General features: G+C 72.1%; 23 protein-coding genes. 10 read left to right on the top strand and 13 right to left on the bottom strand.

The genetic code is table 11. From position 1 onward, the window contains the following. The first annotated feature begins 56 nt into the window (after nucleotides 1–56). Nucleotides 57–230 (top strand): hypothetical protein, encoded by a 174-nt coding sequence (locus ACE7GA_RS08680; RefSeq protein WP_376098468.1) that lies wholly within the window; start codon nucleotides 57–59, stop codon nucleotides 228–230. 124 nt (nucleotides 231–354) lie between these two features. Here ACE7GA_RS08680 and ACE7GA_RS08675 read toward each other — a convergent pair whose 3' ends face one another. The 7 genes from ACE7GA_RS08675 to ACE7GA_RS08645 are packed head-to-tail and all read right to left on the bottom strand — an operon-like array spanning nucleotide 355 to nucleotide 7,115. Next, nucleotides 355–1,194 carry a methyltransferase domain-containing protein gene (locus ACE7GA_RS08675; protein WP_376098465.1) on the bottom strand — a complete coding sequence of 280 codons (840 nt, stop codon included), beginning with the start codon at nucleotides 1,192–1,194 and terminating at the stop codon, nucleotides 355–357. Then, nucleotides 1,191–2,348 carry a dTDP-4-amino-4,6-dideoxygalactose transaminase gene (rffA, locus tag ACE7GA_RS08670; RefSeq protein ID WP_376098462.1) on the bottom strand — a complete coding sequence of 386 codons (1,158 nt, stop codon included), beginning with the start codon at nucleotides 2,346–2,348 and terminating at the stop codon, nucleotides 1,191–1,193. The genes ACE7GA_RS08675 and rffA overlap by 4 nt, the downstream gene beginning before the upstream one ends. Further along, a complete protein-coding gene (locus ACE7GA_RS08665; RefSeq protein ID WP_376098459.1) occupies nucleotides 2,345–3,127 on the bottom strand; it encodes a GNAT family N-acetyltransferase in 783 nt (260 codons plus the stop codon). The genes rffA and ACE7GA_RS08665 overlap by 4 nt, the downstream gene beginning before the upstream one ends. Before the next feature lie 13 nt (nucleotides 3,128–3,140). Next, nucleotides 3,141–4,076, bottom strand: a complete 936-nt coding sequence (locus tag ACE7GA_RS08660; protein ID WP_376098456.1) for a glycosyltransferase family 2 protein — start codon at nucleotides 4,074–4,076, stop codon at nucleotides 3,141–3,143. Continuing rightward, on the bottom strand, nucleotides 4,073–5,203 hold the full coding sequence (gene wecB / locus ACE7GA_RS08655) for a non-hydrolyzing UDP-N-acetylglucosamine 2-epimerase (protein ID WP_376098453.1): 1,131 nt from the start codon (nucleotides 5,201–5,203) through the stop codon (nucleotides 4,073–4,075). The genes ACE7GA_RS08660 and wecB overlap by 4 nt, the downstream gene beginning before the upstream one ends. Before the next feature lie 5 nt (nucleotides 5,204–5,208). Continuing rightward, nucleotides 5,209–6,255, bottom strand: coding sequence for a polysaccharide biosynthesis protein (locus tag ACE7GA_RS08650; protein ID WP_376098450.1), 1,047 nt, complete (start codon nucleotides 6,253–6,255; stop codon nucleotides 5,209–5,211). Next, the gene (locus ACE7GA_RS08645) at nucleotides 6,252–7,115 is read right to left on the bottom strand and encodes a dTDP-4-dehydrorhamnose reductase family protein (protein WP_376098447.1); all 864 of its coding nucleotides are present in this window, start codon (nucleotides 7,113–7,115) and stop codon (nucleotides 6,252–6,254) included. Before ACE7GA_RS08645 ends, ACE7GA_RS08650 begins: the two co-directional genes overlap by 4 nt. A gap of 237 nt (nucleotides 7,116–7,352) precedes the next feature. Between ACE7GA_RS08645 and ACE7GA_RS08640 the strand changes: the two genes are divergently transcribed. Next, nucleotides 7,353–9,776 carry a hypothetical protein gene (locus tag ACE7GA_RS08640; RefSeq protein ID WP_376098444.1) on the top strand — a complete coding sequence of 808 codons (2,424 nt, stop codon included), beginning with the start codon at nucleotides 7,353–7,355 and terminating at the stop codon, nucleotides 9,774–9,776. A gap of 62 nt (nucleotides 9,777–9,838) precedes the next feature. On the opposite strand, the gene ACE7GA_RS08635 is transcribed toward ACE7GA_RS08640, so the two are convergent. Genes ACE7GA_RS08635 through hemH form a run of 5 tightly spaced genes read right to left on the bottom strand, consistent with a single transcriptional unit; the run spans nucleotide 9,839 to nucleotide 13,767 of the window. After that, complete coding sequence (locus ACE7GA_RS08635) at nucleotides 9,839–10,903, bottom strand: sensor histidine kinase (RefSeq protein WP_376098440.1); 1,065 nt, start codon at nucleotides 10,901–10,903, stop codon at nucleotides 9,839–9,841. A 41-nt stretch (nucleotides 10,904–10,944) separates the two neighbouring features. Further along, nucleotides 10,945–11,448, bottom strand: a complete 504-nt coding sequence (locus ACE7GA_RS08630; RefSeq protein WP_376098437.1) for a hypothetical protein — start codon at nucleotides 11,446–11,448, stop codon at nucleotides 10,945–10,947. 52 nt (nucleotides 11,449–11,500) lie between these two features. After that, on the bottom strand, nucleotides 11,501–11,959 hold the full coding sequence (gene hemJ, locus ACE7GA_RS08625) for a protoporphyrinogen oxidase HemJ (protein WP_376098434.1): 459 nt from the start codon (nucleotides 11,957–11,959) through the stop codon (nucleotides 11,501–11,503). Next, entirely contained in the window at nucleotides 11,960–12,619 is a 660-nt protein-coding gene (locus ACE7GA_RS08620) for an HAD family hydrolase (RefSeq protein ID WP_376098431.1), read from the bottom strand. Then, entirely contained in the window at nucleotides 12,616–13,767 is a 1,152-nt protein-coding gene (hemH, locus tag ACE7GA_RS08615) for a ferrochelatase (protein WP_376098428.1), read from the bottom strand. Before hemH ends, ACE7GA_RS08620 begins: the two co-directional genes overlap by 4 nt. 200 nt (nucleotides 13,768–13,967) lie before the next feature. Here hemH and ACE7GA_RS08610 point away from each other — a divergent pair, with 200 nt between their 5' ends. Together ACE7GA_RS08610 and ACE7GA_RS08605 are read left to right on the top strand one after the other, a co-directional pair. After that, nucleotides 13,968–14,573 (top strand): DUF4329 domain-containing protein, encoded by a 606-nt coding sequence (locus tag ACE7GA_RS08610; RefSeq protein WP_376098425.1) that lies wholly within the window; start codon nucleotides 13,968–13,970, stop codon nucleotides 14,571–14,573. A 112-nt stretch (nucleotides 14,574–14,685) separates the two neighbouring features. Next, a complete protein-coding gene (locus tag ACE7GA_RS08605) occupies nucleotides 14,686–15,249 on the top strand; it encodes a nucleotide exchange factor GrpE (protein ID WP_376098422.1) in 564 nt (187 codons plus the stop codon). 4 nt (nucleotides 15,250–15,253) lie between these two features. Here the strand turns inward: ACE7GA_RS08605 and ACE7GA_RS08600 are convergent, their stop codons facing one another. Next, the gene (locus tag ACE7GA_RS08600) at nucleotides 15,254–15,916 is read right to left on the bottom strand and encodes a methyltransferase domain-containing protein (protein WP_376098419.1); all 663 of its coding nucleotides are present in this window, start codon (nucleotides 15,914–15,916) and stop codon (nucleotides 15,254–15,256) included. A 420-nt stretch (nucleotides 15,917–16,336) separates the two neighbouring features. On the opposite strand from ACE7GA_RS08600, the gene dnaK reads away from it, so the two are divergent. The 6 genes from dnaK (at nucleotide 16,337) to ACE7GA_RS08570 (ending at nucleotide 21,663) form a co-directional block, all read left to right on the top strand. Then, on the top strand, nucleotides 16,337–18,307 hold the full coding sequence (gene dnaK, locus ACE7GA_RS08595) for a molecular chaperone DnaK (protein WP_376098416.1): 1,971 nt from the start codon (nucleotides 16,337–16,339) through the stop codon (nucleotides 18,305–18,307). An 84-nt stretch (nucleotides 18,308–18,391) separates the two neighbouring features. Further along, entirely contained in the window at nucleotides 18,392–19,537 is a 1,146-nt protein-coding gene (gene dnaJ / locus ACE7GA_RS08590; protein ID WP_376100179.1) for a molecular chaperone DnaJ, read from the top strand. Nucleotides 19,538–19,544: 7 nt separating this feature from the next. After that, nucleotides 19,545–20,015: a hypothetical protein gene (locus ACE7GA_RS08585; protein WP_376098413.1), complete on the top strand. Its 471-nt coding sequence runs from the start codon at nucleotides 19,545–19,547 to the stop codon at nucleotides 20,013–20,015. Nucleotides 20,016–20,058: 43 nt separating this feature from the next. Further along, nucleotides 20,059–20,622, top strand: coding sequence for a hypothetical protein (locus tag ACE7GA_RS08580; protein WP_376098410.1), 564 nt, complete (start codon nucleotides 20,059–20,061; stop codon nucleotides 20,620–20,622). Between the two features lie 82 nt (nucleotides 20,623–20,704). Next, nucleotides 20,705–20,887 carry a 2-dehydropantoate 2-reductase N-terminal domain-containing protein gene (locus ACE7GA_RS08575; RefSeq protein WP_376098406.1) on the top strand — a complete coding sequence of 61 codons (183 nt, stop codon included), beginning with the start codon at nucleotides 20,705–20,707 and terminating at the stop codon, nucleotides 20,885–20,887. Next, nucleotides 20,878–21,663: a ketopantoate reductase family protein gene (locus tag ACE7GA_RS08570; RefSeq protein ID WP_376100177.1), complete on the top strand. Its 786-nt coding sequence runs from the start codon at nucleotides 20,878–20,880 to the stop codon at nucleotides 21,661–21,663. Before ACE7GA_RS08575 ends, ACE7GA_RS08570 begins: the two co-directional genes overlap by 10 nt. Nucleotides 21,664–21,714 lie beyond the last annotated feature (51 nt).

Here is a 21,714-nt window from a genome sequence, read left to right as displayed (position 1 = left end):
GCGGGCCGAGCAGCCGCCAGAGCGCGGCCGCCGACCAGCCGAGGTAGAGTTGCTGGGTGAAGAAGAAGCCTGCGGGCCCCGTCGGTGCGTCCGGCCCGATCGTCGCGCAGTCGAAGGACGGCGCGGTGCGGCGCAGCAGGAAGTCAGCCATCTCCGCCGAGAGGGCGAGCGGGTGCCGGAAGCCGCGGCCGCAGGCGGCCATCAGCGTCTCCGGCGTGAACATCTGGTAGAAGAAGACCGACCCCACCCCGCGGACGAGCAGCGCGGCGACGAGCGCGCCGAGCGCCGCGACGGGCAGCAGGAGCCAGAGGTCGCGGACGCGGCCGGGGGCGCCCGCCGCGGGCCGCGGCGACGTCACCCCGCCGTCGCGACGGCGAGGCAGCTCGTCCCGAAGGGGATGGGCCGGCCGGAATCGAGGCGCCGGAATTCCGCATCCAGCAGCCGGTCCACGGCGCGGGCGGCGGCGCCGTCCGGCATGTGCTCGGCCTCCGCCCGCTCCGCCGAGCCGGGGCGGCGCAGGCGCAGGAGGGAGGGCAGCGTGCGCAGCAGCAGCACCGGCGCGACGAGCGGCGCGAAGAGGTAGGACGCGAAGTCCACGCGGAAGCCCGTATCCCCCAGCATGCGGCGCAGGCGCGCGAGGGTGTAGCGGCGGAAGTGCCCGGCCTCCAAGTCGTCGGTCGAGAACAGGAAGCCCAAGGCGGGGACCGTGATGAACAGCCGGCCGCCCGGGCGCAGCAGGCGGCGGATGGCGGACAGCGCGGCGGCCTCGTCCTCCAGATGTTCGAGGACGTCGAACAATCCGGCGCCGCCGGCGCTGCCCTCCGGCAGGTCGGCATCCTCCAGCCGCGCGCAGATCACCGGCGCGATCCCGCGGCGATGCGCGGCCAATGCCCCGTCCAGGCCCGGCTCCACCAGCGCGCAGTCCACGCCTGCCGCGACCAGGGCCTTCGCGACGAATCCGTTGCCGCCGCCGACGTCGAGGAAGGGCCCTGCCGCGCCGTGGCGGCGGACGAGTGAGACGATGCAGCGGTTGCGGTGGCGGAACCAGAACGAACGGTCTTCCACCTGCAGGCACAGCGCATTGCCGTGCGCGGGATAGGACACCGGGGCGCTGCTGCGCGCAAACCAGATGCCGGGGTCGCGCCGTTCCAGCGACGCGGCCGCGGCGACCAGGTCCTGCGCGGTCGCGGTCACGCCGCCTCCCGCGTCTCGTAGAAGTCGCGGATGCGGGCGGCGACCTCCGTCACCTCCGCATCCGTCAGGTCGAAGTAGAGCGGCAGGCGGAGGAGCCGGGCGCTGGTGTCGTCGGTCACCGGCAATTCGGTCCGCGGCACGCCGATCGTCCCCGCGAAGGGCGCGGAATGCAGCGGGACGTAGTGGAAGACCGACAGGATGCCGGCCGCGCGGAGATGCGCGATCAGTGCCGTGCGCTCCGCGATGTCACGGGCCAGCACGTAGAACATGTGGTGGTTCGGCGTGCAGTCCGGCGGCGTCCAGGGCAGCCCGATCAGCCCGCGCTGGGCGAGCGGCGCGAGGGCGCGGGCGTAGGAGTCGCAGATCGCACCGCGGCGGGCGGTGATCCGGTCCATGTTCTCCAACTGGCCCAGGAGATAAGCCGCCAGCATGTCGGAGGGGACGTAGGAGGAGCCGACATCGGTCCAGGTGTACTTGTCCACCTGCCCGCGCAGGAACTGCGATCGGTTCGTGCCCTTCTCCCGCAGGATCTCCGCGCGCTGCGTCAGCGCGGGATCGTTGACGACCAGGGCGCCGCCCTCGCCGCAGGAGAAATTCTTCGTCTCGTGAAAGGAGTAGCAGCCGAGCTGGCCGATCGTGCCGAGCGGGCGGCCCTTGTAGCGGGCGTTCACGCCCTGCGCCGCGTCCTCCACCACCATCAGGCCGTGGCGATGGGCGATGGACATGATCTCGTCCATCTCGCAGGGCACGCCGGCGTAGTGGACGGGGAAGATGGCCTTCGTGCGCGGGGTGATCGCCCGCTCGATCAGCCGTTCGTCCAGGTTGTGCGTGTCGGCGCGGACATCCACGAAGACGGGCTTCGCGCCGCGCAGCACCACCGCGTTCGCCGTGGAGACGAAGGTGAAGGAGGGCATGATGACCTCGTCCCCGGGACCGAGGTCGCAGAGCAGCGCCGCCAGTTCCAGCGCCGCGGTGCAGGACGTCGTCAGCAGCACGCGATGCGCGCCGAAGGCGTCCTGCATCAGGCGCTCCGCCTTCTTCGTGAAGGGACCGTCGCCGCTGGCATGGCCGCCGGAGATGGCCTGGGCGACGTAGGACAGCTCGGCCCCCGCGATGCAGGGCTTGTTGAAGGGGATGCGGATCGGCGTCGTCACGTGAGCGGACCCTTCGGGCACCAGTGCAGGGTGGTGGAGGGTTCCGGGAAGCGGAAGCCCAGCGCGACGTAGAGGTTGAGCGCGGCGTGGTTGTGGGAGGAGATGCTGGTTGAGACCTCCGTCACCCCTTCCGCCGCGTGGCGGGCGAGGACGGTCCGCCAGATGCGCCGTCCCAGGCCCTGCCCCCCCAGCCCTGGCGCGAGGCCGACGAGCGACCAGAAGCGTGCCGCCGCCGACGGCGTCTCCACCACCATGAAGCCGGCGATGCGGCCGCCGACCACGGCCTTGATGACGCGCTGTGCCGGGTTGCCGAAGGCACGGTCGGCCCAGGCGGTGTAGCGCCGGTTGCCGATGGCGGGGCCGACCATCGGGTCGGCGTGGAAGCGGCCATCCCCGAAGGTCTCGGCGGCAATGGCGCGGATCGCGTCGCGGTCGGACGACGCGGCGTCCTGCACGGCGACCTCCGGGTCCGCGACGAAGTCCGACAGGCGCGTCGTGGCGGGACGGTAGTTCAGTTCGATGAAGCGGAAGCCGCGCGCTTCGAGGAACCCGCATTCCGCGACCTGCCGGTGCGCCAGCCGCGCGCTGACGAGGACGACGCCGCGTTCCGCGCACCAGTCGGGAAAGGCCGGCCAGGCGTCGGCTGCCGCCCCGGGGTCGTGCAGCGTCAACGACGCGATGGCGGCAGTCTCGCCGACCGTCTCCCGGTCCCAGGGCGCGAGGTGGTAGGCCATGTCGAAGCCGGGGCGCGACAGACGTTCCGTCACCACCTCGAACACCCGCCGCGCCTCCTCAGCCCGGGCCGCCCGGCCCGGTCGTCTCGGCCACGACGTAGACCGGCCGGTCCATGCTGCGGAAGTGCATCCGCGCGAGGTATTCCCCGAAGACGCCGAGGGCGAAGAGTTGCGCGCCGGAGAAGATCGCGATCATGGACGCGATGAAGGCGAAGCCCGGCGCCTCCCCCCCGCGGATGAGGTAGTTCACGAAGACCAGCAGCAGGATCAGCCCGCCGAACAGGACGAAGAGGAACCCGACGAGGGATGCCACCTGCAGCGGCATGGTGCTGAACCCCGTCATCAGGTTCACCGCGTGCACCACCAGCTTGCGCAGCGTGTAGCCGGACACCCCGATCGTCCGCGGCTCGTGTCGCACACGGATGGCGGCGAAGCGCGTGGTCGCCCAGGTCAGCAGCACGTCGATCGAGACGTAGGGGCTTCGGTAGTCCCGGAACCCGTCCCGCAGCCGCGTGCGGAAGGCGCGGAAGGCGCTGACGTTGCGCGCGGTGTCGGCCCCCATGGCTTCCGTCAGCGCGATCTTCGTCAGGCGGGAGGCCAGGTTGCGCAGGACGCCGTGCTGTTCCTCCCGCGGCGCGCCGTAGACCACGTCGGTGTCCGGCCCCAGCGCCGTCAGCAGCGCCGCGATCTCCGTCACCGGGTGCTGGAGGTCGTCGTCCATCGTGACGACGACGTCGTGCCGCGCGGCGCGGATGCCGGCGAGGAGCGCGTTGTGCTGGCCGTAGTTGCGGCTCATCCGGATGCCCCGCACGCGCGGGTCGGCGCGGGTCAGGCCCTCGATCACGTCCCAGGATCCGTCGCCGCCGCCATCCTCCACGAAGATGATCTCGTGATCCGTCGAGAGGGTCGGGAGGGTCTCGGACAGCCGGCGGTGCAGTTCCGCCAGCGTCCCCTCCGACCGGAAGACGGGGATGACGACGGACAGCGTGGTCACGTGCCGGCGGGCTTGGACCAGACCACGCGGTTCACGTAGTCGATGTAGGATAGGACGATCCGGACCACCTTCGCCGAGACGTCCCCCGCCTCGTAGTCCGGCACGGCGCCGGCGCGGCGCGTGCCGATCCCGTCGCGGGCGCAGCGGATGGCATCGAGCAACCTGTCCGGGTCCAGCGAGCACATGACCAGCGTGCCGGCGTCCATCCCCTCCGGCCGCTCATGCGCGTCCCGCAGCGTGACGGCCGGCAGGTCCAGCAGCGACGCCTCCTCCGTGATCGTGCCGCTGTCCGACAGGACGCAATGCGCGTGCTGCTGCAGGTGCACGTAGTCGGAGAAGCCGAAGGGCGGCAGGAAGCGGATGAGCGGCGAAAGCCCTTCCCCCACGTCCTGCGGCAGCCGCTTGCGGGTGCGGGGATGGGTGGAGGTGACGACCGGCCAGCCGAATTCCCGCGCGAGGCGGTCGAGGCAGGCCAGCAGGGCCGCGATCCGCTCCGGGCTGTCCACGTTCTCCTCCCGATGGGCGGAGACGATGAAGTACTTCCCGCTCTCCAGCCCCAGCCGCGACAGGATGTCCGATCCCGCAATCTGGTCGCGGTAGCGGTGCAGCACCTCCGCCATGTGCGACCCGACCTTGAAGGTCCGCTCCGGCGGCAGGCCCTCGGCCAGCAGGTAGCGGCGGGCGTGCTCCGTCAGCGTCATGTTCACGTCGCTGAGGTGGTCGATGACCTTTCGGTTCAACTCCTCCGGCACGCGCTGGTCGAAACAGCGGTTCCCCGCCTCCATGTGGAAGACCGGGATCTTCCGGCGCTTCGCCGCGATGATGGCGAGGCCGGAATTGGTGTCGCCGTAGATCAGCACGGCTTCCGGCTTCTCGGCCTCCAGCACCGCGTCGGCGGTGGTCAGGACGCGGGCGATCGTGTCCACCGGCCCGCCGCCGGCCGCGTTCAGGAAGTGGTCGGGCTTGCGGATGCCCAGGTCGTCGAAGAAGACCTGGTTCAGCTCGTAGTCGTGGTTCTGTCCCGTATGGACCAGAATGTGGTGCGTCAGCCGGTCCAGCCGCTCGATGACCAGGCTCATCTTGATGAGCTCGGGCCGTGTGCCGACGATCGTCAGGACCTTGCGCATCGAGGTCAGGCGTATTCGGTCGCGGGCTCGCCCCGCAGCTCGGCCTTGACGTAGTCGAGGTTCCGCAGCAGCCGCACCACCTCGTCCAGGTCCATGCGCTGCGTGTTGTGGCTGGTATAGTCCTCGGAGACGGAGATGCGCTCCTCCCCCTGGCTGAAGAACTTGTCGTAGTTCAGGTCCCGCGCATCGGCGGGGATCCGGTAGAAGCCGCCCATGTCCTCCGCGCGCGCCATCTCCTCGCGCGACACCAGGCTCTCGTACAGTTTCTCCCCGTGCCGGGTGCCGATGACGCGGATGGCGGTGCGGCTGTCGAAGATGCGTCGCACGGCCTCCGCCAGCACCCCGACGGTGCAGGCCGGGGCCTTCTGGACGAAGATGTCGCCCGGGCGCGCATTCGCATAGGCGAAGAGGACGAGGTCCACCGATTCGTCGAGCGACATGAGAAACCGCGTCATGTTGGGGTCGGTCACCGTCAGGTCCCGCCCTTCCCTGATCTGCTTGACGAAGAGCGGGATGACCGACCCGCGGGACGCCATGACGTTCCCGTACCGCGTGCAGCAGAGCACGGTGCTGCCGGCGCTGCGGCTTTTCGCGACGACGACCTTCTCCATCATCGCCTTGGACAGGCCCATGGCGTTGATCGGGTACACCGCCTTGTCCGTGGACAGGGCCACGACGCGGGAGACGCCACAGGCGACGGCGGCGCTCACCACGTTCTCTGCGCCCAGCACGTTCGTGCGGACCGCCTCCATCGGATGGAACTCGCAGGACGGCACCTGCTTCAGGGCGGCCGCGTGGAACACGAAGTCCACCCCCCGCATCGCGTCGTGGACGGACCCGTAGTCCCGTACGTCGCCGAGGAAGAACTTCACGCGCCCATCACCCAGCAGGTTCCGCATGTCGTCCTGCTTCTTCTCGTCGCGGGACAGGATGCGAATTTCCCCGACCGGCGCCTGGAGGAAGCGGCGCACCACGGCGTGGCCGAAAGATCCCGTGCCGCCCGTGATGAGGACCGTGCGGTCGCGGAGGATTCCGGCGAGGTCGGTGTTCATGCGAACCACTCCTGATCGCGCATCGTCGCGATCATGTCGGGCCACTCCAGCGGAACCCAGCCGGTGGCCTGGCGGAAGCGCGTGCTGTCGAGCGAGCGATCGAGGACGAGGCGATCGTCTGCCTCGATCCGCGTGTCGCGCCCGTAGGCGTCGCGCAGCAGCACCAGCAGGTCATGCTTCGTGACCGGCGCGACGGAGACATGCCACACGCCGCGCAGGCCCGGGTTCGGCAGGACGTGCCGCAGCATCACGCGCGACAGCTCGTCCGTCGTCAGGCCGCTGAACACGGCACGCGTGAAGCCGCGCACGCTCCCGGTCTCGCCCAGGAACCAGTCCACGAGGCCGTGGCGGGACCCGAGCTCCCGCCCGATGATGCTCGTGCGCAGCGTGACCGCGTGCGGCTCGTCCACCTCGCCCAGCAGCTTAGACCGGCCGTAGAGGTCGTCGGCGTCCGGCCGGTCGGCCTCCGTGTAGTTGCCGCGATCGCCCAGGAAGACGCAGTCGGTGGAGACGTGGATCACCCGTGCCCCGGCCAGCGCGCAGAGCCGCGCGAGGCGGTGCGGGAACAGGGCGTTGATCGGCAGCGCGGCCAACGGGTCCTTCGCGTTGCCCAGCTGCTTCACCAGCCCCACGGCGTTGACGACGACGTCCGGCCGCACCCGCGCGATCGCGGCGGCCAGCGCGTCGGTGTCCAGCACGTCCACGCCGGTCACGAAACCATTCTGCAGGCCGGCGGGAAAATGCCGCCGCGCCGCCTCGCCGCGAAGGGTCGCGAAGGCCTTGATGCCCGGCGCGGCCGCGAAGGTCCGGTAGGCGGCATGCCCCAGCATCCCGCTGCCGCCCAGGACGAGAACCTTCATGCGAAAAGATACTCCCGTGCGGGGCGGGCCCCGGCGGTCCCGTGCGCCGCGGCGCCGGCGTCCCGAAGAACGCTGGTACCCCACCCGGCAGGCCGCGCGCTGTAGCGCCCGGTCCTTCGGGGTGTCAACGCGGCGCGAGGGTCCCTGACGCGGCCCGGCACCTGCACGCCCGGCGGGCCACTCCCAAGCCGGGCCGCACCGCCCTATACGCGATGCGTGCCGGTCATGGGGGACAGGGTGACGAGCGACGGCGATGCGCTGCGCCGGACCATCCTGGGCGCCACCTCGCTCAGCCGCCGTGTCCCGGATTACCGTCACTTGGCCGATGGAAGCCCGCGCCTGTCCTGCGGCGCGCTGCGCGACGCGGTGCTCGGCGCGGCCCGCGGCCGCCGCGTCCTCGTCCTCTCGGCCAGCCAGGATGCCTACGCCGTCACGACCGGCGGCGTGCAGAACGTGATGCGGGAGGAGGAGAGGGCGGTCCGCGCCGGCGGCGGCTGCTACCTGCACGTCTGCCCCGCTGCCCCGCTGCCGCTGCTGGCCCCTGCCGTCGATCCGGCTGCCTTCGGCCTCCGCCTCTCGCTCGACGGGGCCGGGGCCGGCCACGTCGCTGCTGCCGACCTCCTGGCCGTCCTGCGGGAGGAGCGCGACAGCCTCCCGCCCTGCCGGATGGTAGTCCACCACCTCATGGGACACTCGCCCGAGTTGCTTCAGGCCCTGGCCGGATCCGCTGCCGGGCCGCCCCCCTTCGCATCGCCTCTGGTCTGGGTGCACGACTTCTTCACGCTCTGCCCCAACTACGCGCTGCTGCGGAACGACGCAGTGTTCTGCCGCGCGCCGGACCTGCATTCGTTCGGCTGCACCGTCTGCGCCTACGGTCGGGATCGGCTGGGCGGGATGGGGCGGGTCCGCGCCTTCTTCGCCGCTCTCCGCCCGACCGTCCTTGCCCCGTCGCGGAGCGCCCTCGACCTCTGGCTCGAACGCGGTGCCCTCCCGCATGCGCGGGCCGAGGTGATCCCGCTCGCCCGCCTCGGCGCGGCGGAGGCTTCCGTCCCGCGCCGCCCGGGGCCGCTCCGCGTCGCCTTCCTCGGGCAGCCGGTCCACCACAAGGGCTGGGGCGCCTTCCGCGACCTCGCCGCGGCGCATGCGGGCGATCCGCGTTACGCCTTCTTCCGCCTCGGGCTGGACGGCGATGCCGCGGCGAACGTCACCGACCTGCCCGCCGGGGTCACGCGCGGGGATCCGGAGGCCATGACCCGGACCCTGGCCGAGGCCGACGTGGACGTCGTGATGAACTGGTCGCTCGCCCACGAGACCTTCTCCTTCACCACCCTCGAAGCCCTCGCCGCCGGGGCCTTCGTCGTGGCGCGTCGCGGCGCGGGCAATGTCTGGCCGCTCGTCGAGGCCGAGGCGCCGGGCCACGGCCTGGCTCTCGAGACGGAGGGCGCGCTCCGGGCCCGCTTCGCCGAGGCCTCCTGCCGGAGGGTCCGCCGGCGGCGCGGATCCGGCGCCGCATCGCCTTCGGGGAAGGGGCCGCGCCGCTCCTCCTGGCGTTGCCGTGACGGTCCGCGTCCTTACCGTCGCCCGGGCCGGGGAGGCGGCAGCGGCGCGCGTCCTCGCCCGGTCCGTCCGCCGGCATCATCCGGACTGGGTGACGTGCCTCTGCCCGGACGGCCACGGCGCGGACTGGGGAGGGGACGGTCCGTTCCACGAGGTCCTCGACCCCGTCGAGGGAATCCATCCGGCGGCCGCCCTCCTGCGTGCGGGGGAGGGCATCGTCCTTCTCTTGCCTCCGACCTCCGTCCTCGCCTCCCCGCTGGAAGAGGTTCTCCCCGCCCTCGGGGTGCACCCCGTGGTCCTCACCCCCGCGGCCGCGACGACGGGCCGCGGCCTCGTCGCCCTCCGCATGGGGTACGCCCAGGCTGGCGATGTCCGGACCGGGGATGCCCAGGCCGCCCACGCCCCGACTGGCGGTGCCCCGACTGGCGGTGCCCTGACTGGCGATGCCCTGACTGGCGATGCCCTGACTGGCGATGCCCTGACTGGCGATGCCCTGACTGGCGATGGCCTGACTGGCGATGCCCTGACTGGCGATGCCCTGACTGGCGATGCCCGGACCGGCAATGCCCGGACCGGCGACGCCGATGCCGGCGACGCGCGCCGCTGGGTGGAGAAGTGGCTGCTCCGGGCCGGGCCTCCGCCCCCCATGGCCGCGGAGGCCGTCCTGCGCCATGCCGGCTACGACCTGGACGTCGCCGGCCTGGACCGGATGCCCGCCGCGATAGGCCTCGACGGCGCGCTCCGCGTCGGGGGGAGCCGGCGCGCACCCTGTCCTTCCCGCCGCCGGAGGAAATGGAAGCCGCGGCCGCGGGCCTCGCCCCGGGCCGGGCGGAGCCGCTCGAACTGCTGCGCTGGTACCGCGCCGTCCTGGAGGAGGAGCGCGCCGGCCTCCCGGCGCCAGGCCCCGCCGCGCTGGAGTACCGGCTCTGGCAGGAGCGCGAGACGGCGCGCACGACGGCGGAGCGGTTCGCGGCCGCCCAGGATCGGCTCCGGGTCGTCGAGGACAGGCTCGCCGCGCTCGAGGGCAGCACCAGCTGGCGCGTCACCGCGCCGCTGCGCGAGGTCCTGCTGCAGGTCAGGCGGTGGCGCGGCGGACCTCGGTGAGCCGGCCGGCCCGGGACGCGGCCGCCTGCCACGGAACGGGGCCGCCGGCCCTCCGGCCCGCCCTACTCCCCCGGCCGGCCGGCGGGGAACCGAAGCGTGACGAGCGTGCCGCCCTCCGCGGGCGCGACCCGGGAGAACCGGCCCCGCAACTGCGCCGACAGCCCGCGGAGGAGCCGGGTACCGAGCCCCGCATCGCGCGCCACGGAGCGCGACGCGCCCCGTAGCGCGGTCTCCGGCTCGTCCGCCGCGGTCAGGCCGATCCCGTCATCCCCGATGGTCAGGACGAAGTCCTCCCCCTCGCGGACCAGGCGGACCCGGATCGTCCCCGACCGCTCCTCGGGAAAGGCGTATTTCAGGGCGTTCGTTACGGCCTCATTCACGACCAGCCCGAGCGGGACGGCACGGTCGGAGGGCAGCAGGAGCCGCTCCGCCTCCGCCATCACCGCCACGGGCCGCAGCCCCTCCCCCACCTGCGCCGCCTCGATGTCGGCGCAGAGCCGCGGGATGAAGTCGCCCGTGTTCACCATCGCCGGATCGCCCTCGGCCGTGTCCTCGACCGGCGTGAGGTGCGTGTGCACCCGGGCCATGGCCATGGCGTGCGTCGCCGCTTCCAGCAGCCCCTCCCGCGCGGCCTCGGACGGCGCGGCGCGGGCGCGTAGGTTGAGGAGGGCGACGAGCGCGTTGAGGTCGTTCCGCGTGCGGTGCCGAAACTCCCGCAGCAGCAGGGTCCGGGCGCGCTGCGAGCGGCTGAAGTTCTCGACGGCGACGTGCAGCGCCTCGATGATGAAGGCCATCGTCGCGCCGATCACGACGAAAAGCGCCAGCGCCAGCGTGTCGCGCGGGTCTGCGATCCGGAACGATCCGACGGGCTCGAGATAGAAATAGGTCGCGAGGGTGGCCGAAGCGAAGGTCGCGACGAGGCCCGAGCCACGGTCGAACAGCGTGGAGCAGAGCAGGATCGCGACGAAGAAGAGCAGGAAGGGATAGCCCGGCGGCAGCATTCCCGCGGCAACCTGCCGGATCAGGAACAGCATCAGGACGATCGCGATCGTCGCGGCGAAGCGGATGATGGTCGGCAGCCCCCGGGAAAACCCGACGACCCGGTGGACGAGTTCGTGGAATGGCATTGCCTCGGGGTAACGCGTCGCATGCCATGAGGCGGCGTGCCTCAACCGCTCGTGTTCCCGCTCGGTCCGGCGGCCCGGGCCCGGGTCGCGACCAGGAGCGCCCCGCCGAGGGTAAGGGTCACGACGGCCGGCGCGACGAGGCCCGCGCCGGCGAGCAACGCCCCGCCGCCGACGAGGTTGAAGGCGGCGTGGAGCAGGATGGCGACCGCCAGGGCGTAGGCCACGGGCGAGAGCTGCCCCGCCAAGCGCCCGAGCCCCCAATGCAGCGCGAGGGAGCCCAGGGCGCCGAGGGGCAGCGCCGCATGCCAGGGCAGGAAGCCGAGCTTCGCCACGGCCTCCCAGACCCCGAAGGCCAGGCCGGCCGCGCCCCAGGGCACGCGCAGCCAGTGCCGGGCGAGCCACTTGGCCGGTTCCTCGGTGACAGGGGCTAGGATGACGAGGAAGGCGAGGAAGAGGGGGATCCCGCCGAAGCCCGCGACCCAGGCCAGCCATTCCGCCGCCTTCTGGACGGTCAGCGCGGCGAGCGCGGCGATCAGGCCGGCCACCCCGGCGCGGAGGACGGTCCGGCCCGTCAGGATCGCGTCGGTCAGGAGCGCCTCAGAAGGGCTTCACGATGACCATGATGACGATAAGCAGCAACAGCACCGTCGGGACCTCGTTCACGATGCGCCAGTAGCGCTCGGACCGCGTGCGCCGGTCCGCCGCGAAATCCTTTCGCGCCGTGGTGAGGTGGTGCAGCGCGGCGGTCATCAGGACGAAGCCGAGGATCTTTCCGTGCCACCAGCCGGCGCGCCAGTCCACGACGCCGGGCGTCAACACCAGAAGGATCCCGAAGACCCAGGCGGCGATGGAGGCGGGCGTCATGATGCCGCGCAGAAGGCGGCGTTCCATCACCTTCAGTGTTTCCGACAGTTCGCCGCCGACGGGCGCCGTCGCGTGGTACACGTAGAGGCGCGGCAGGTAGAACATGCCGGCCATCCAGGCGAAGACCGAGACCAGGTGGAACGACTTGGTCCAGGGATAGAGCGGCGCCAGGAACTCTCCGAGCCAGGCCATTCAGGCGATTCCGATCAGCCGCGGCAGCGCCGCCATGTCCGTGAAGGTCTCGGCCGCGCCGGCCTCCAGCAGGTCCAGCGCCGGCGTGTCGTGCGCGAAGCCCAGCACGCGGCAGCCCGCGGCGACGCCGGCGCGGGTGCCGACGGCCGAGTCCTCGATCACCACGCAGTCCCGGGACGCCGCGCCGCAGGACGCCGCGGCGGCGACGTAGATGTCGGGGTGCGGCTTGGGGCGCGGCACGTCCTGGAACGAGAAGACGCGTTCCCCGAAGGCGTCGCGCAGGCCGAGCGCGCCGAGCTTCGCGAGCAGTTCGCGCCGTCCGGCGTTGGACGCGACGGCGATGGGCAGACCCGCCGCGGCGATCGCCGCCACCGCTTCCCGCGCGCCGGGGATGGCGGGGACGTCTCGCGCCACCTCCTCCGCGATCCGGCCGGCGATGAGGGACGGCCATTCCGACGGCAGCCGCCCGACCTTCGCCTCGACGAGCGGGACCATGTCGGGCCAGGACAGGCCCATGAAGGCGTCCTTGCTCGCCTCGGCGGTCAGGGGCCAGCCGCGGGAGGTCAGGTCCTCCGCCACGATCGCGTTCACGAGCATCTCGGAATCGGCCAGCACCCCGTCGCAGTCGAACAGGACGGCCGCAGGGCGGCGCGGCGTCACGCGACCGTCGCCGCGTCGCGCGCCGGGCGAAGCGCCGGGCGCCCCTCATGCGGGCAATCCCGCCGGTCCTTCGGGCATTGCCGCCCACCGGCGAAGGAGCAGAGGCGGCCGCCGCGGTGCCCGCCCAGCGTGATCTCGGATCCCCGCGTTTCCGCCCGCGCGCGGCGGATGAGGTCGGCGGTGGCGGCGATGAAGGCCGCGTCGCTGTTCTGCGCGGGAACGCGGAAATAGGCGGGGACGCCGGCCTTGTGCGCGACCTCCCGGTACTCGACGTCGAGCTCGACCAGCGTCTCCGAATGCTCCGACACGAAGGCGATGGGGCAGACGAGGAGGGCGACGCCCTCATGCCCCGCGCGCTCGATCTCTTCCTCGGTGGACGGCCCGATCCACTTCTGCGGCGTGACGCGGGACTGGTAGCAGACGACGTGGTCCACCGGATCGCCCAGCGCCTCCGTCACCGCGGCGACCGAGCGCTCCACCTGCCACTGGTAGGGGTCGCCCCGCTTCACGATGCTCTCCGGCAGGCCGTGGGCGGAGTAGAGAAGGCGGAGCGGCACGCCCTCCGGCAGCGCAGCCCGCGCCTCGGCCAGCGCGCGGCGGACGATGGCAGCGGTGGAGCGCGCGAAGCCGTCGTCCGAATGCCAGCAGCACAGCGCGGTCGTCGGCACGTCCAGGCCGGCGCGCTTCGCCACGCGGTTCCATTCGTCGAGCGAGGAGCCCGTCGTCGTCGTCGAGAACTGGGGGTAGAGCGGGAGGAGGACGACCTCGTCCGGCGCCCATTCCTGAACTGCGGCGACGGCCGCTTCGGTGAAGGGGTGCCAGTAGCGCATGGCGATGAAGCAGCGGTAGGTCGCGTCCTCCTCCGCCAGGGCGGCTTCGAGGGACCGCGCCTGTTCCTCCGTCAGTTCCAGGAGCGGCGACTTGCCGCCGAGCACGGCGTAGTTCTCCTGCGCCGCAGGCGTCCGGCGGGCCGCCACGAAGCGCCCGAGGGGGCGGCGGATGATCCCGGGCACCCGCAGGATCGCCGGGTCGGTGAAGAGGTTCGTCAGGAAGGGCCGCACCGCGTCGGGCCCGTCCGGGCCGCCGAGGTTGAACAGCACGACGGCCACCCGCGGGGCGGGCCGGCCCTGCGGCGGGATGGCATCCATGGTCGGGGGACATGACATTCCCACCGGGGCGGTCAAGGGCGATCGGCCGGTTCCGCGATATTCGGCCCCCTGCCCGCGAAGCGCGGCCCACCCTGCACGCCCAGCGCGGCCCACGCCGCGCGACGCGCGCGACCGCGTTCCGGTTGACCGCGGAAGCCCGCCGGGTGTGCCGTCCCGCCGCGCGACGGAGGGCCGGCACGATGGCGGGCGATGGAGCGGGGCGGGGGCAGACCCGCGCCACGGACCGGGACGGGATGAGGCTGGAGAACCACGTCTTCGAGCGCCTCCGGGACCTCTTGCCCACCTCGATCGCCACCCGGACGGAGCTGGGGGCCGTCGTGTGCCGGGCGCGCGACGGCGGGCTGAGCGACGCGGAGGTGAAGGTCGGCCTTGGCAACACGGTGGACATCGGCCAGCGCGAGCCGAACTGCGGCTGCCCGGCCGGCACCACCCCTGTCGCCTTCTGGCACACCCACCCCGTGGAGCTGTTCGGCACGGGACCCGGCACGATGCACGGGGAGGCAGATTTCAGCCCGCCCGACCTCGACATCGCCGACGACCTCGGCATCCCCGCCTTCCTCGGGTCCTGGGACGGGCATTTCCGGCGCTACGACCCGGTCCCCCGCAAGTCCGTGGCATTGCCGGGCGGCGGCAGCGCCCAGGTCCTGCGGACGGACGCGGAAGGAAACGTGGTGAAGGAGGTCCGCAAGCCCAGCACCGTCCTGCCGCGGATGCTGCCGACCTCCGCGCCGCGGGCGCATCGCGGGCCCGGGCCCCTGATCATCAACGTCGCGCCCCCGCGCTGAGCGCGACCCCGTTGGGTCCGGGAGCCGGGTTGCCCCGGGGCGCGCGCGGCGCCTACCTCCCGGCCTTGACACGGCGGGCGATGGCCCGCCCCCGAACCATCTCCGGACTCCCATGAGCGAACAGCACACCGAAGCCGGCGCCGCGCCCACCGGGGCCGAGGCAGCCGCCCCCGCATCCGACCTTCCTCCCCCGAACGCCGAGGCCGCCGCGGCCGCGCTGGCGGACGAGCTGAACGCCATGCGCGACAAGTGGCTCCGCGCCGAGGCGGAGATGCAGAACCTCCGCGCCCGCCATAAGCGGGAACTGGACGACGCTCGCGCCTATGCCGTGACGAAGTTCGCCCGCGACGTGGTCGAGGCCGCGGACAACCTGCGCCGCGGCCTGGACGCCCTGCCGCCCGCGGGCGAGGGCGAGGATCCGGTCGTCGGCAAGATCCGCGGCGGCATCGAGGGGGTCGAGCGCGCCTTCCTCGGTATCCTCGAGCGCAACGGAATCGCGCGGGAGGATCCGGCCGGGAAGCCCTTCGACCCCGAGAGGCACCAGGCGATGGCCGAGCAGCCCGCGCCGGAGGGCGTGGCGCCAGGGACCGTCGTCACGGCCTGGACGCCGGCCTGGACGCTGAACGGCCGGCTGCTGAAGCCGGCGATGGTGGTGGTCGCGGGGAAGGCGGGATGACCCGCTAAAGGGGCGTCGCCTCCAGCCGGGCGAAGGCGACGAGGTCGTCCTCCGCCCGACGCCGGATCGCGGGATGGGCCGCGGCGGCCCCGGGCGGCGGCGCGGGCCAGCGGCGCACCTCCACCGGCCGCGTCGCGAAGCCCGCCGCCGAGAAGGCGGCCTCGATCGCGGAGAGGCCGAGTCGGTTCACGTACAGGCCGCTGCGCGCCCCCAACCCGCCGTCCCAGAACCATGGCGGGAAGCGCAGCGTGTTCAGCGCCCCGCCGACATGGTCGTGAAAGTCCACCGCGTGGGTGCCGAGCGCCTCGGGCGAGGAGATGCGCCGCAGCTCGGACAGCAGCCCCGCCAACGCGTCGCGCCGGACATGTTCCAGCACGACGTCCGAGATGACGAGGTCCACCGACCCGTCGGGGATGGCCGCGAGTACCTCCGTCCCACCGAGAAGCAGGCGCGCCCCGCAGGCCGCCAGAGCCTCCTCCCGGGTCCGCGCCGCGGCGATGGAGGGGGCGGGCAGGCCGGCGGCGCGGGCCAGATCGGCGACGCGGGCATAGGCCGCGGGGTCGCCGGGCGCATCGTCCTCCACGTCCGCGAACCAGACCGGGCCGCAACCCAGCGCGGCATAGGCTGGCGCGCGGGTGACGAGCCGCCCCGGGCCGAGTTCCAGCACCCCCGCGGCGGGCGTCCCCGCAGGGCCGCGAAACGCGCCACGCGGGCCCTCGGCTCGTGCAGCAAGCGGCCCTCGGCGTCGGCGACGAAGGAGTGGCGGTTGACGCCGACCCGGCGCAGGGTGGCGTGCGGCAGGCGCAGGGCGGCGACCGCAAGCTTCGCTGCGACCTTGCCCCACCAGGGGATCCCCGCCCCCGCTGCATAGTCCACGGGGACGATGTCCTCTCGCAGCCCCTCCTCCATCACCGCGTCGCTCCTGGCTCAAGTCCGGCCCAGGCCTTGTCGGCGCGGACGCGCCTGAATACATGCAGGGCGGCGGGCGACCTATGCCCGCATCCCCATCCGATCTGAAGAATGGGGTCCCCACCCACGGCGCCGCACTCAGGGCCGCAGCGGGGACCGCCGAAAGGAGAGCATACGGATGAGCAAGGTCATCGGAATCGACCTCGGCACCACCAATTCCTGCGTCGCCATCATGGAAGGCGGCGACACCAAGGTGATCGAGAACGCGGAGGGCGCGCGCACCACCCCCTCCATGGTCGCCTTCGCGAAGAACGGCGAACGCCTCGTCGGACAGTCCGCCAAGCGCCAGGCGGTCACGAACCCCACCGACACGCTCTACGCGGTCAAGCGTCTCATCGGCCGCCGCTTCGACGACACGATGGTGCAGAAGGAGAAGGGCCTCGCCGCCTTCAACATCGTGCGGGCCGACAACGGCGACGCCTGGGTGGAGTCGCGCGGCGAGAAGATGGCGCCGCAGCAGGTCTCCGCCTACGTCCTCGGCAAGATGAAGGAGACCGCCGAGGCCTATCTCGGCGAGAAGGTGACCCAGGCCGTCGTCACGGTCCCCGCCTACTTCAACGACGCCCAGCGCCAGGCGACCAAGGAAGCCGGACGCATCGCCGGCCTCGACGTGCTGCGCATCATCAATGAGCCGACGGCCGCGGCGCTGGCCTACGGCATGGACAAGAAGAACGGCGGGACCATCGCGGTCTACGACCTCGGCGGCGGCACCTTCGACGTCTCCGTGCTCGAGATCGGCGACGGCGTCTTCGAGGTGAAGTCCACGAACGGCGACACCTTCCTCGGCGGTGAGGACTTCGACCAGCGGGTGATCGACTACCTCGCGGACGAGTTCAAGCGCGAGAACGGCATCGACCTGCGCTCCGACAAGCTCGCGCTCCAGCGCCTGAAGGAGGCGGCGGAGAAGGCCAAGATCGAGCTGTCCTCCTCCAAGCAGACCGAGATCAACCTGCCCTTCATCACGGCCGACGCCTCCGGGCCGAAGCACCTGGTGCTGCAGCTGTCGCGCGCGAAGCTGGAGTCCCTCGTGGACGACCTGATCCAGCGCACGCTGGAGCCCTGCCGCAATGCGCTGAAGGATGCGGGCCTCGCGGCCGGCGAGATCGACGAGGTCATCCTCGTCGGCGGCATGACGCGCATGCCCAAGGTGATCGAGGCGGTGAAGGGCTTCTTCGGCAAGGAGCCTGCCCGCAACGTGAACCCGGACGAGGTCGTCGCGATCGGCGCCGCGATCCAGGGCGCGGTCCTGAAGGGCGAGGTCAAGGACGTCCTCCTCCTCGACGTCACCCCGCTGTCGCTCGGCATCGAGACGCTGGGCGGCGTGTTCACGCGCCTGATCGACCGCAACACGACGATCCCGACCCGCAAGTCCCAGACCTTCTCGACCGCCGACGACAACCAGACGGCGGTGACGATCAAGGTCTTCCAGGGCGAGCGCGAGATGGCCGCGGACAACAAGCTCCTCGGCAATTTCGACCTCACGGGCATCCCGGGGGCGCCGCGCGGCGTGCCGCAGATCGAGGTGACCTTCGACATCGACGCGAACGGCATCGTCTCCGTCTCGGCGAAGGACAAGGCGACGGGCAAGGAGCAGCAGATCAAGATTCAGGCCCGCTCCGGCCTGTCGGACGCCGATATCGAGCGGATGGTGAAGGAGGCCGAGGCGAACGCCGAGGCCGACCGGCGCCGCCGTGAGCAGGTCGAGACCCGCAACGCGCTGGAAGCCGCCGTGCACTCCACCGACAAGACCCTGAAGGAGGCCGGGGACAAGCTCTCCGACGCCGACAAGGGGGAGGTCGAGGGCGCGCTGGCGAACGCCCGCTCGGTGCTGGAAGGCGGCGACGTGGACGCGATCAAGTCGGCGACCGAACGCCTGCAGACCGCGGCCATGAAGATGGGCGAGGCCCTCTACAAGGCGCAGGCCGAGGCGGCGCAGGCGGCGGGTCCGTCCGCCGGCGGCGATGCGGGCGCGGCCGGTGGCGCGAATGCCGGCCCCGGCGGTCAGGCGGGCGGGAAGGTCGTGGACGCGGAGTTCGAGGACCTGAACAAGCCCGGCGGTCCTGGATCCTCTGGCCCCAAGAAGGGCTGAGGGTAGGCACGCGCATGGAGCGCCCGGCACCGCACACGCGGCGCCGGGCGTCCCTGCCTGCCGTCCCTCGCTGAGGCGAGACACATCATGGCCAAGCGTGACTACTACGAGGTCCTCGGCGTCGCCCGCGACGCGAACGAGGACGCGCTCAAGAAGGCCTTCCGCAAGCTCGCGATGCAGTACCACCCGGACCGCAACCCGGGCGACAAGACCGCGGAAGCCCAGTTCAAGGAGATCAACGAGGCCTACGACGTCCTGAAGGACGCGGAGAAGCGGGCGGCCTATGACCGCTACGGCCACGCGGCCTTCGAAGGCGGCGGGGGCGGCGGCCCGGGCGGCAATCCCTTCGGCGGCGCCGGTTCGCCCTTCGAAGACATCTTCGAGCAGATGTTCGGCGACCTCGGCGGCCGCCGCGGGCGGGGCCAGGCTACCGGTCGCGGCGCGGACCTGCGGACGGAAGTCGTCATCTCGCTGGAAGAGGCCTTCGCCGGCACGAAGACCACGATCCGCGTGCCGACGGCCGTGTCCTGCGAGGCGTGCAGCGGCAGCGGCGCGGATGGCGGCAAGGCGAACAGCGAGACCTGCGGCACCTGCAAGGGCCAGGGGAAGGTCCGGGCCCAACAGGGCTTCTTCCTCGTGGAGCGCACCTGCCCCACCTGCTCCGGCACCGGGCGCATCGTGAAGAACCCTTGCAAGGTCTGCGCGGGCGCCGGGCGCGTGCAGCGCGACCGCAACCTGAACGTGACGATCCCCGCGGGCGTGGAGGACGGCACGCGCATCCGGCTTGCCGGCGAGGGCGAGGCTGGCATGCGCGGCGCGCCGTCCGGCGACCTCTACGTGGATGTCGGGATACGCCAGCACCCGCTCTTCATCCGCGACGGCAACAACATCTTCGTCAAGGTACCGCTGCGGATGACGCAGGCCGCCCTTGGCGGGAATGTGGACGTGCCGTCCATCGACGGCGGGCGGGCGCGCGTCACCATTCCCGCGGGCACGCAGGCCGGCGACCAGTTCCGCCTGCGCGGGAAGGGCTTCTCCGTCCTGCGCTCCGCGGTGCGGGGCGACATGTACGTCCAGGTCTCCGTCGAGACCCCGCAGAGCCTGACCGCACGCCAGCGCGAGTTGCTGGAGCAGTTCGAGGCGGAGGCCGAGAAGAACGAGAAGACCTCGCCGGAGAGCGAGGGCTTCTTCTCCAAGGTGCGCGAGTTCTGGGACGGCCTCGGGCGCTGAGGCGCCCGTGTATCGCGTGCCCGGCGAAGTGAAGCGCGATCCGGCGAGGCGATGGGCCTTGCCGGATCGCGTCTTCTTCGCCTGCGGTGCGTGCCACGTCCTGACTCATGCATTCCTCGAACGCGTCGGCACGGGGACGTGGCAGGCCCTCTGGCTGAAGCCCGCCGCCGGGTACACCGGCAACCACATCGTCGCGGCCGGCCCGGGCCTGATCTTCGACTATCACGGCCTGGCGGAGCGCGAGGCGTTCCTGCGCCACACCTGGGCGAAGGCGCGGCGCTGGTGGCCGGGATGGGACGCGACGCTCGTCCCGCTTCCGCCCGCCATCCTCGTCTCGGAAGCCCTGTCCCGCACCTATGGGGGGCTCTGGCTGCGGGAGCCCCGCCAGTTCCGGCACGACGCGCTGCCCCGCGCGCATGCTTTCCTGAACCGCTCTCCCGCCGTGGCCTCCCTCTCCGCTAGCCGCGGCTCCTCCTGATCCGTAACGTTCCGCCTCGGGAGAGACGTCACGGAGGCCGGGCGTGAGCAGCACCAGGGTGACCTACGAGCGCGGCACGACCTATGTCCGGGAGAACGAGAACCAGAACAGCGCCCGGGCCCTCGTCGGTACGATGACGGTAGGTGGCTATGCCTTCGACACCCTGGAACGGTACAGCCCGACCGGGCTGGACTACGTCCATCTTCCCGCCGGCGACCACACGCGGGCCGTCATGTACTGGTGGCGACCCGGTCCACCCGACCGCAAGAAGTTCAAGACCGACGAGGAGTACGACGCCGAGGTCAAGCGGCGCGCCAAGAACCCGGGCAAGCGCGTCATCAATCCCTGGGCCTCGGCACCCCACCAGAGCATCCTCGTCCATTACGGGGAGACGCCGAGCTGGTGGGAGGGCTGCATCGGGCCGGGCTGGCTCGCCCGGGCCGGACAACGCTGCACGCTGACGGAATCGGCCGACGCCATGGAGTTCATCTTCACCCTCTGCGGCGGGACCTGGGGCGAGAAGAACCTTTGGGACGCGAATGCGCCGCGCGTCTGCCTCCGCGTCGTCAACGCCTTCCCCGACCGGGCCAGGCTTACGGCGTACTGACGCGGAACCGGCCGCCACGGCTTGCCACCCGTAACGGGGTGACGCAGGCTCCCCCGGCAGCCTGGACCGACGAAGCGACATCGTGACCCGCCCTCTCCGCCTGCTCTGCTTCGGGTCGGGTGGCGTCGGTGGCTTCTACGGGGCCCTCCTCGCCGCCTCCGGCACGGCCGAGGTGTCCTTCGTGGCGCGGGGCCCGCACCTCGCCGCGATGCGCGAGGGCGGCCTGACGATCGAGCGCGACGGCGACCGCCCCCGATCCACCTGACGGAGCCGGTCGTCTCGGACGATCCGGCGCGGCTGCCGCAGCCGGACCTCGTCCTCCTCGGCGTAAAGCTGCCGGACACGGCGGCGGCGATAGCCGCGCTGCGTCCGGTGATGCGGCCCGGCACCGCGATTCTCTCGCTCCAGAACGGCGTGACGAAGGACGACGTGCTGCGCGTCATCTTCGGCACCGAAGCGGTGATGGGCGGCGTCACCTACGTCTCGACGCGCATCCTCCGCCCCGGCGTCATCGGCCAGACCGGCCCGTTGCAGCGCCTCGTCCTCGGCGAATACGACGGCACGCGGACCGATCGCGTCGCCGCGCTGCTCGACGCCACCGCGCGCGCCGGCGTGGCGGTGGAGCACGCGCCGGACATCCGCGTCGCCATCTGGCAGAAGTTCACCTTCCTCGTCGGCCATTCCGGCACCACGGCCGCCATGCGCCTGCCGATCGGGCCCATCCGCGAGAACCCGCGCACGCGTGCCTTCCTGCGGGACGTGATCGCGGAGGTCGTCGCCGTCGCCCGCGCGGCAGGCGTCGCGCTGCCCGACGATGCGGTGGAAGGGGCGCTCCGGCGCGCCGACACCGTCCCGCCGGGCATGACCTCCACGATGCACGAGGACCTGGAGGCCGGGCGCCGGCTGGAGCTGCCCTGGCTCTCTGGCACGGTCGTGGACCTCGGTCATCTGCACGGCGTGCCGACGCCGTACAACCGCGCGATCCGCGACATCCTGGCGGCCTATGCCGATGGTCCGCCCCGGCCGCCGTCGAAGGCCTGAGCGGCTCGCCTGGGACCGGCGAAGGACCGACTTGCACAGCCCCGATCGGCA

Source organism: Roseomonas sp. CCTCC AB2023176 (assembly GCF_042259275.1).
GTDB lineage: Bacteria > Pseudomonadota > Alphaproteobacteria > Acetobacterales > Acetobacteraceae > Roseomonas.
The sequence above is the reverse complement of the archived record's forward strand: the minus strand, read 5'-3'. Positions and strand labels throughout refer to the sequence as shown.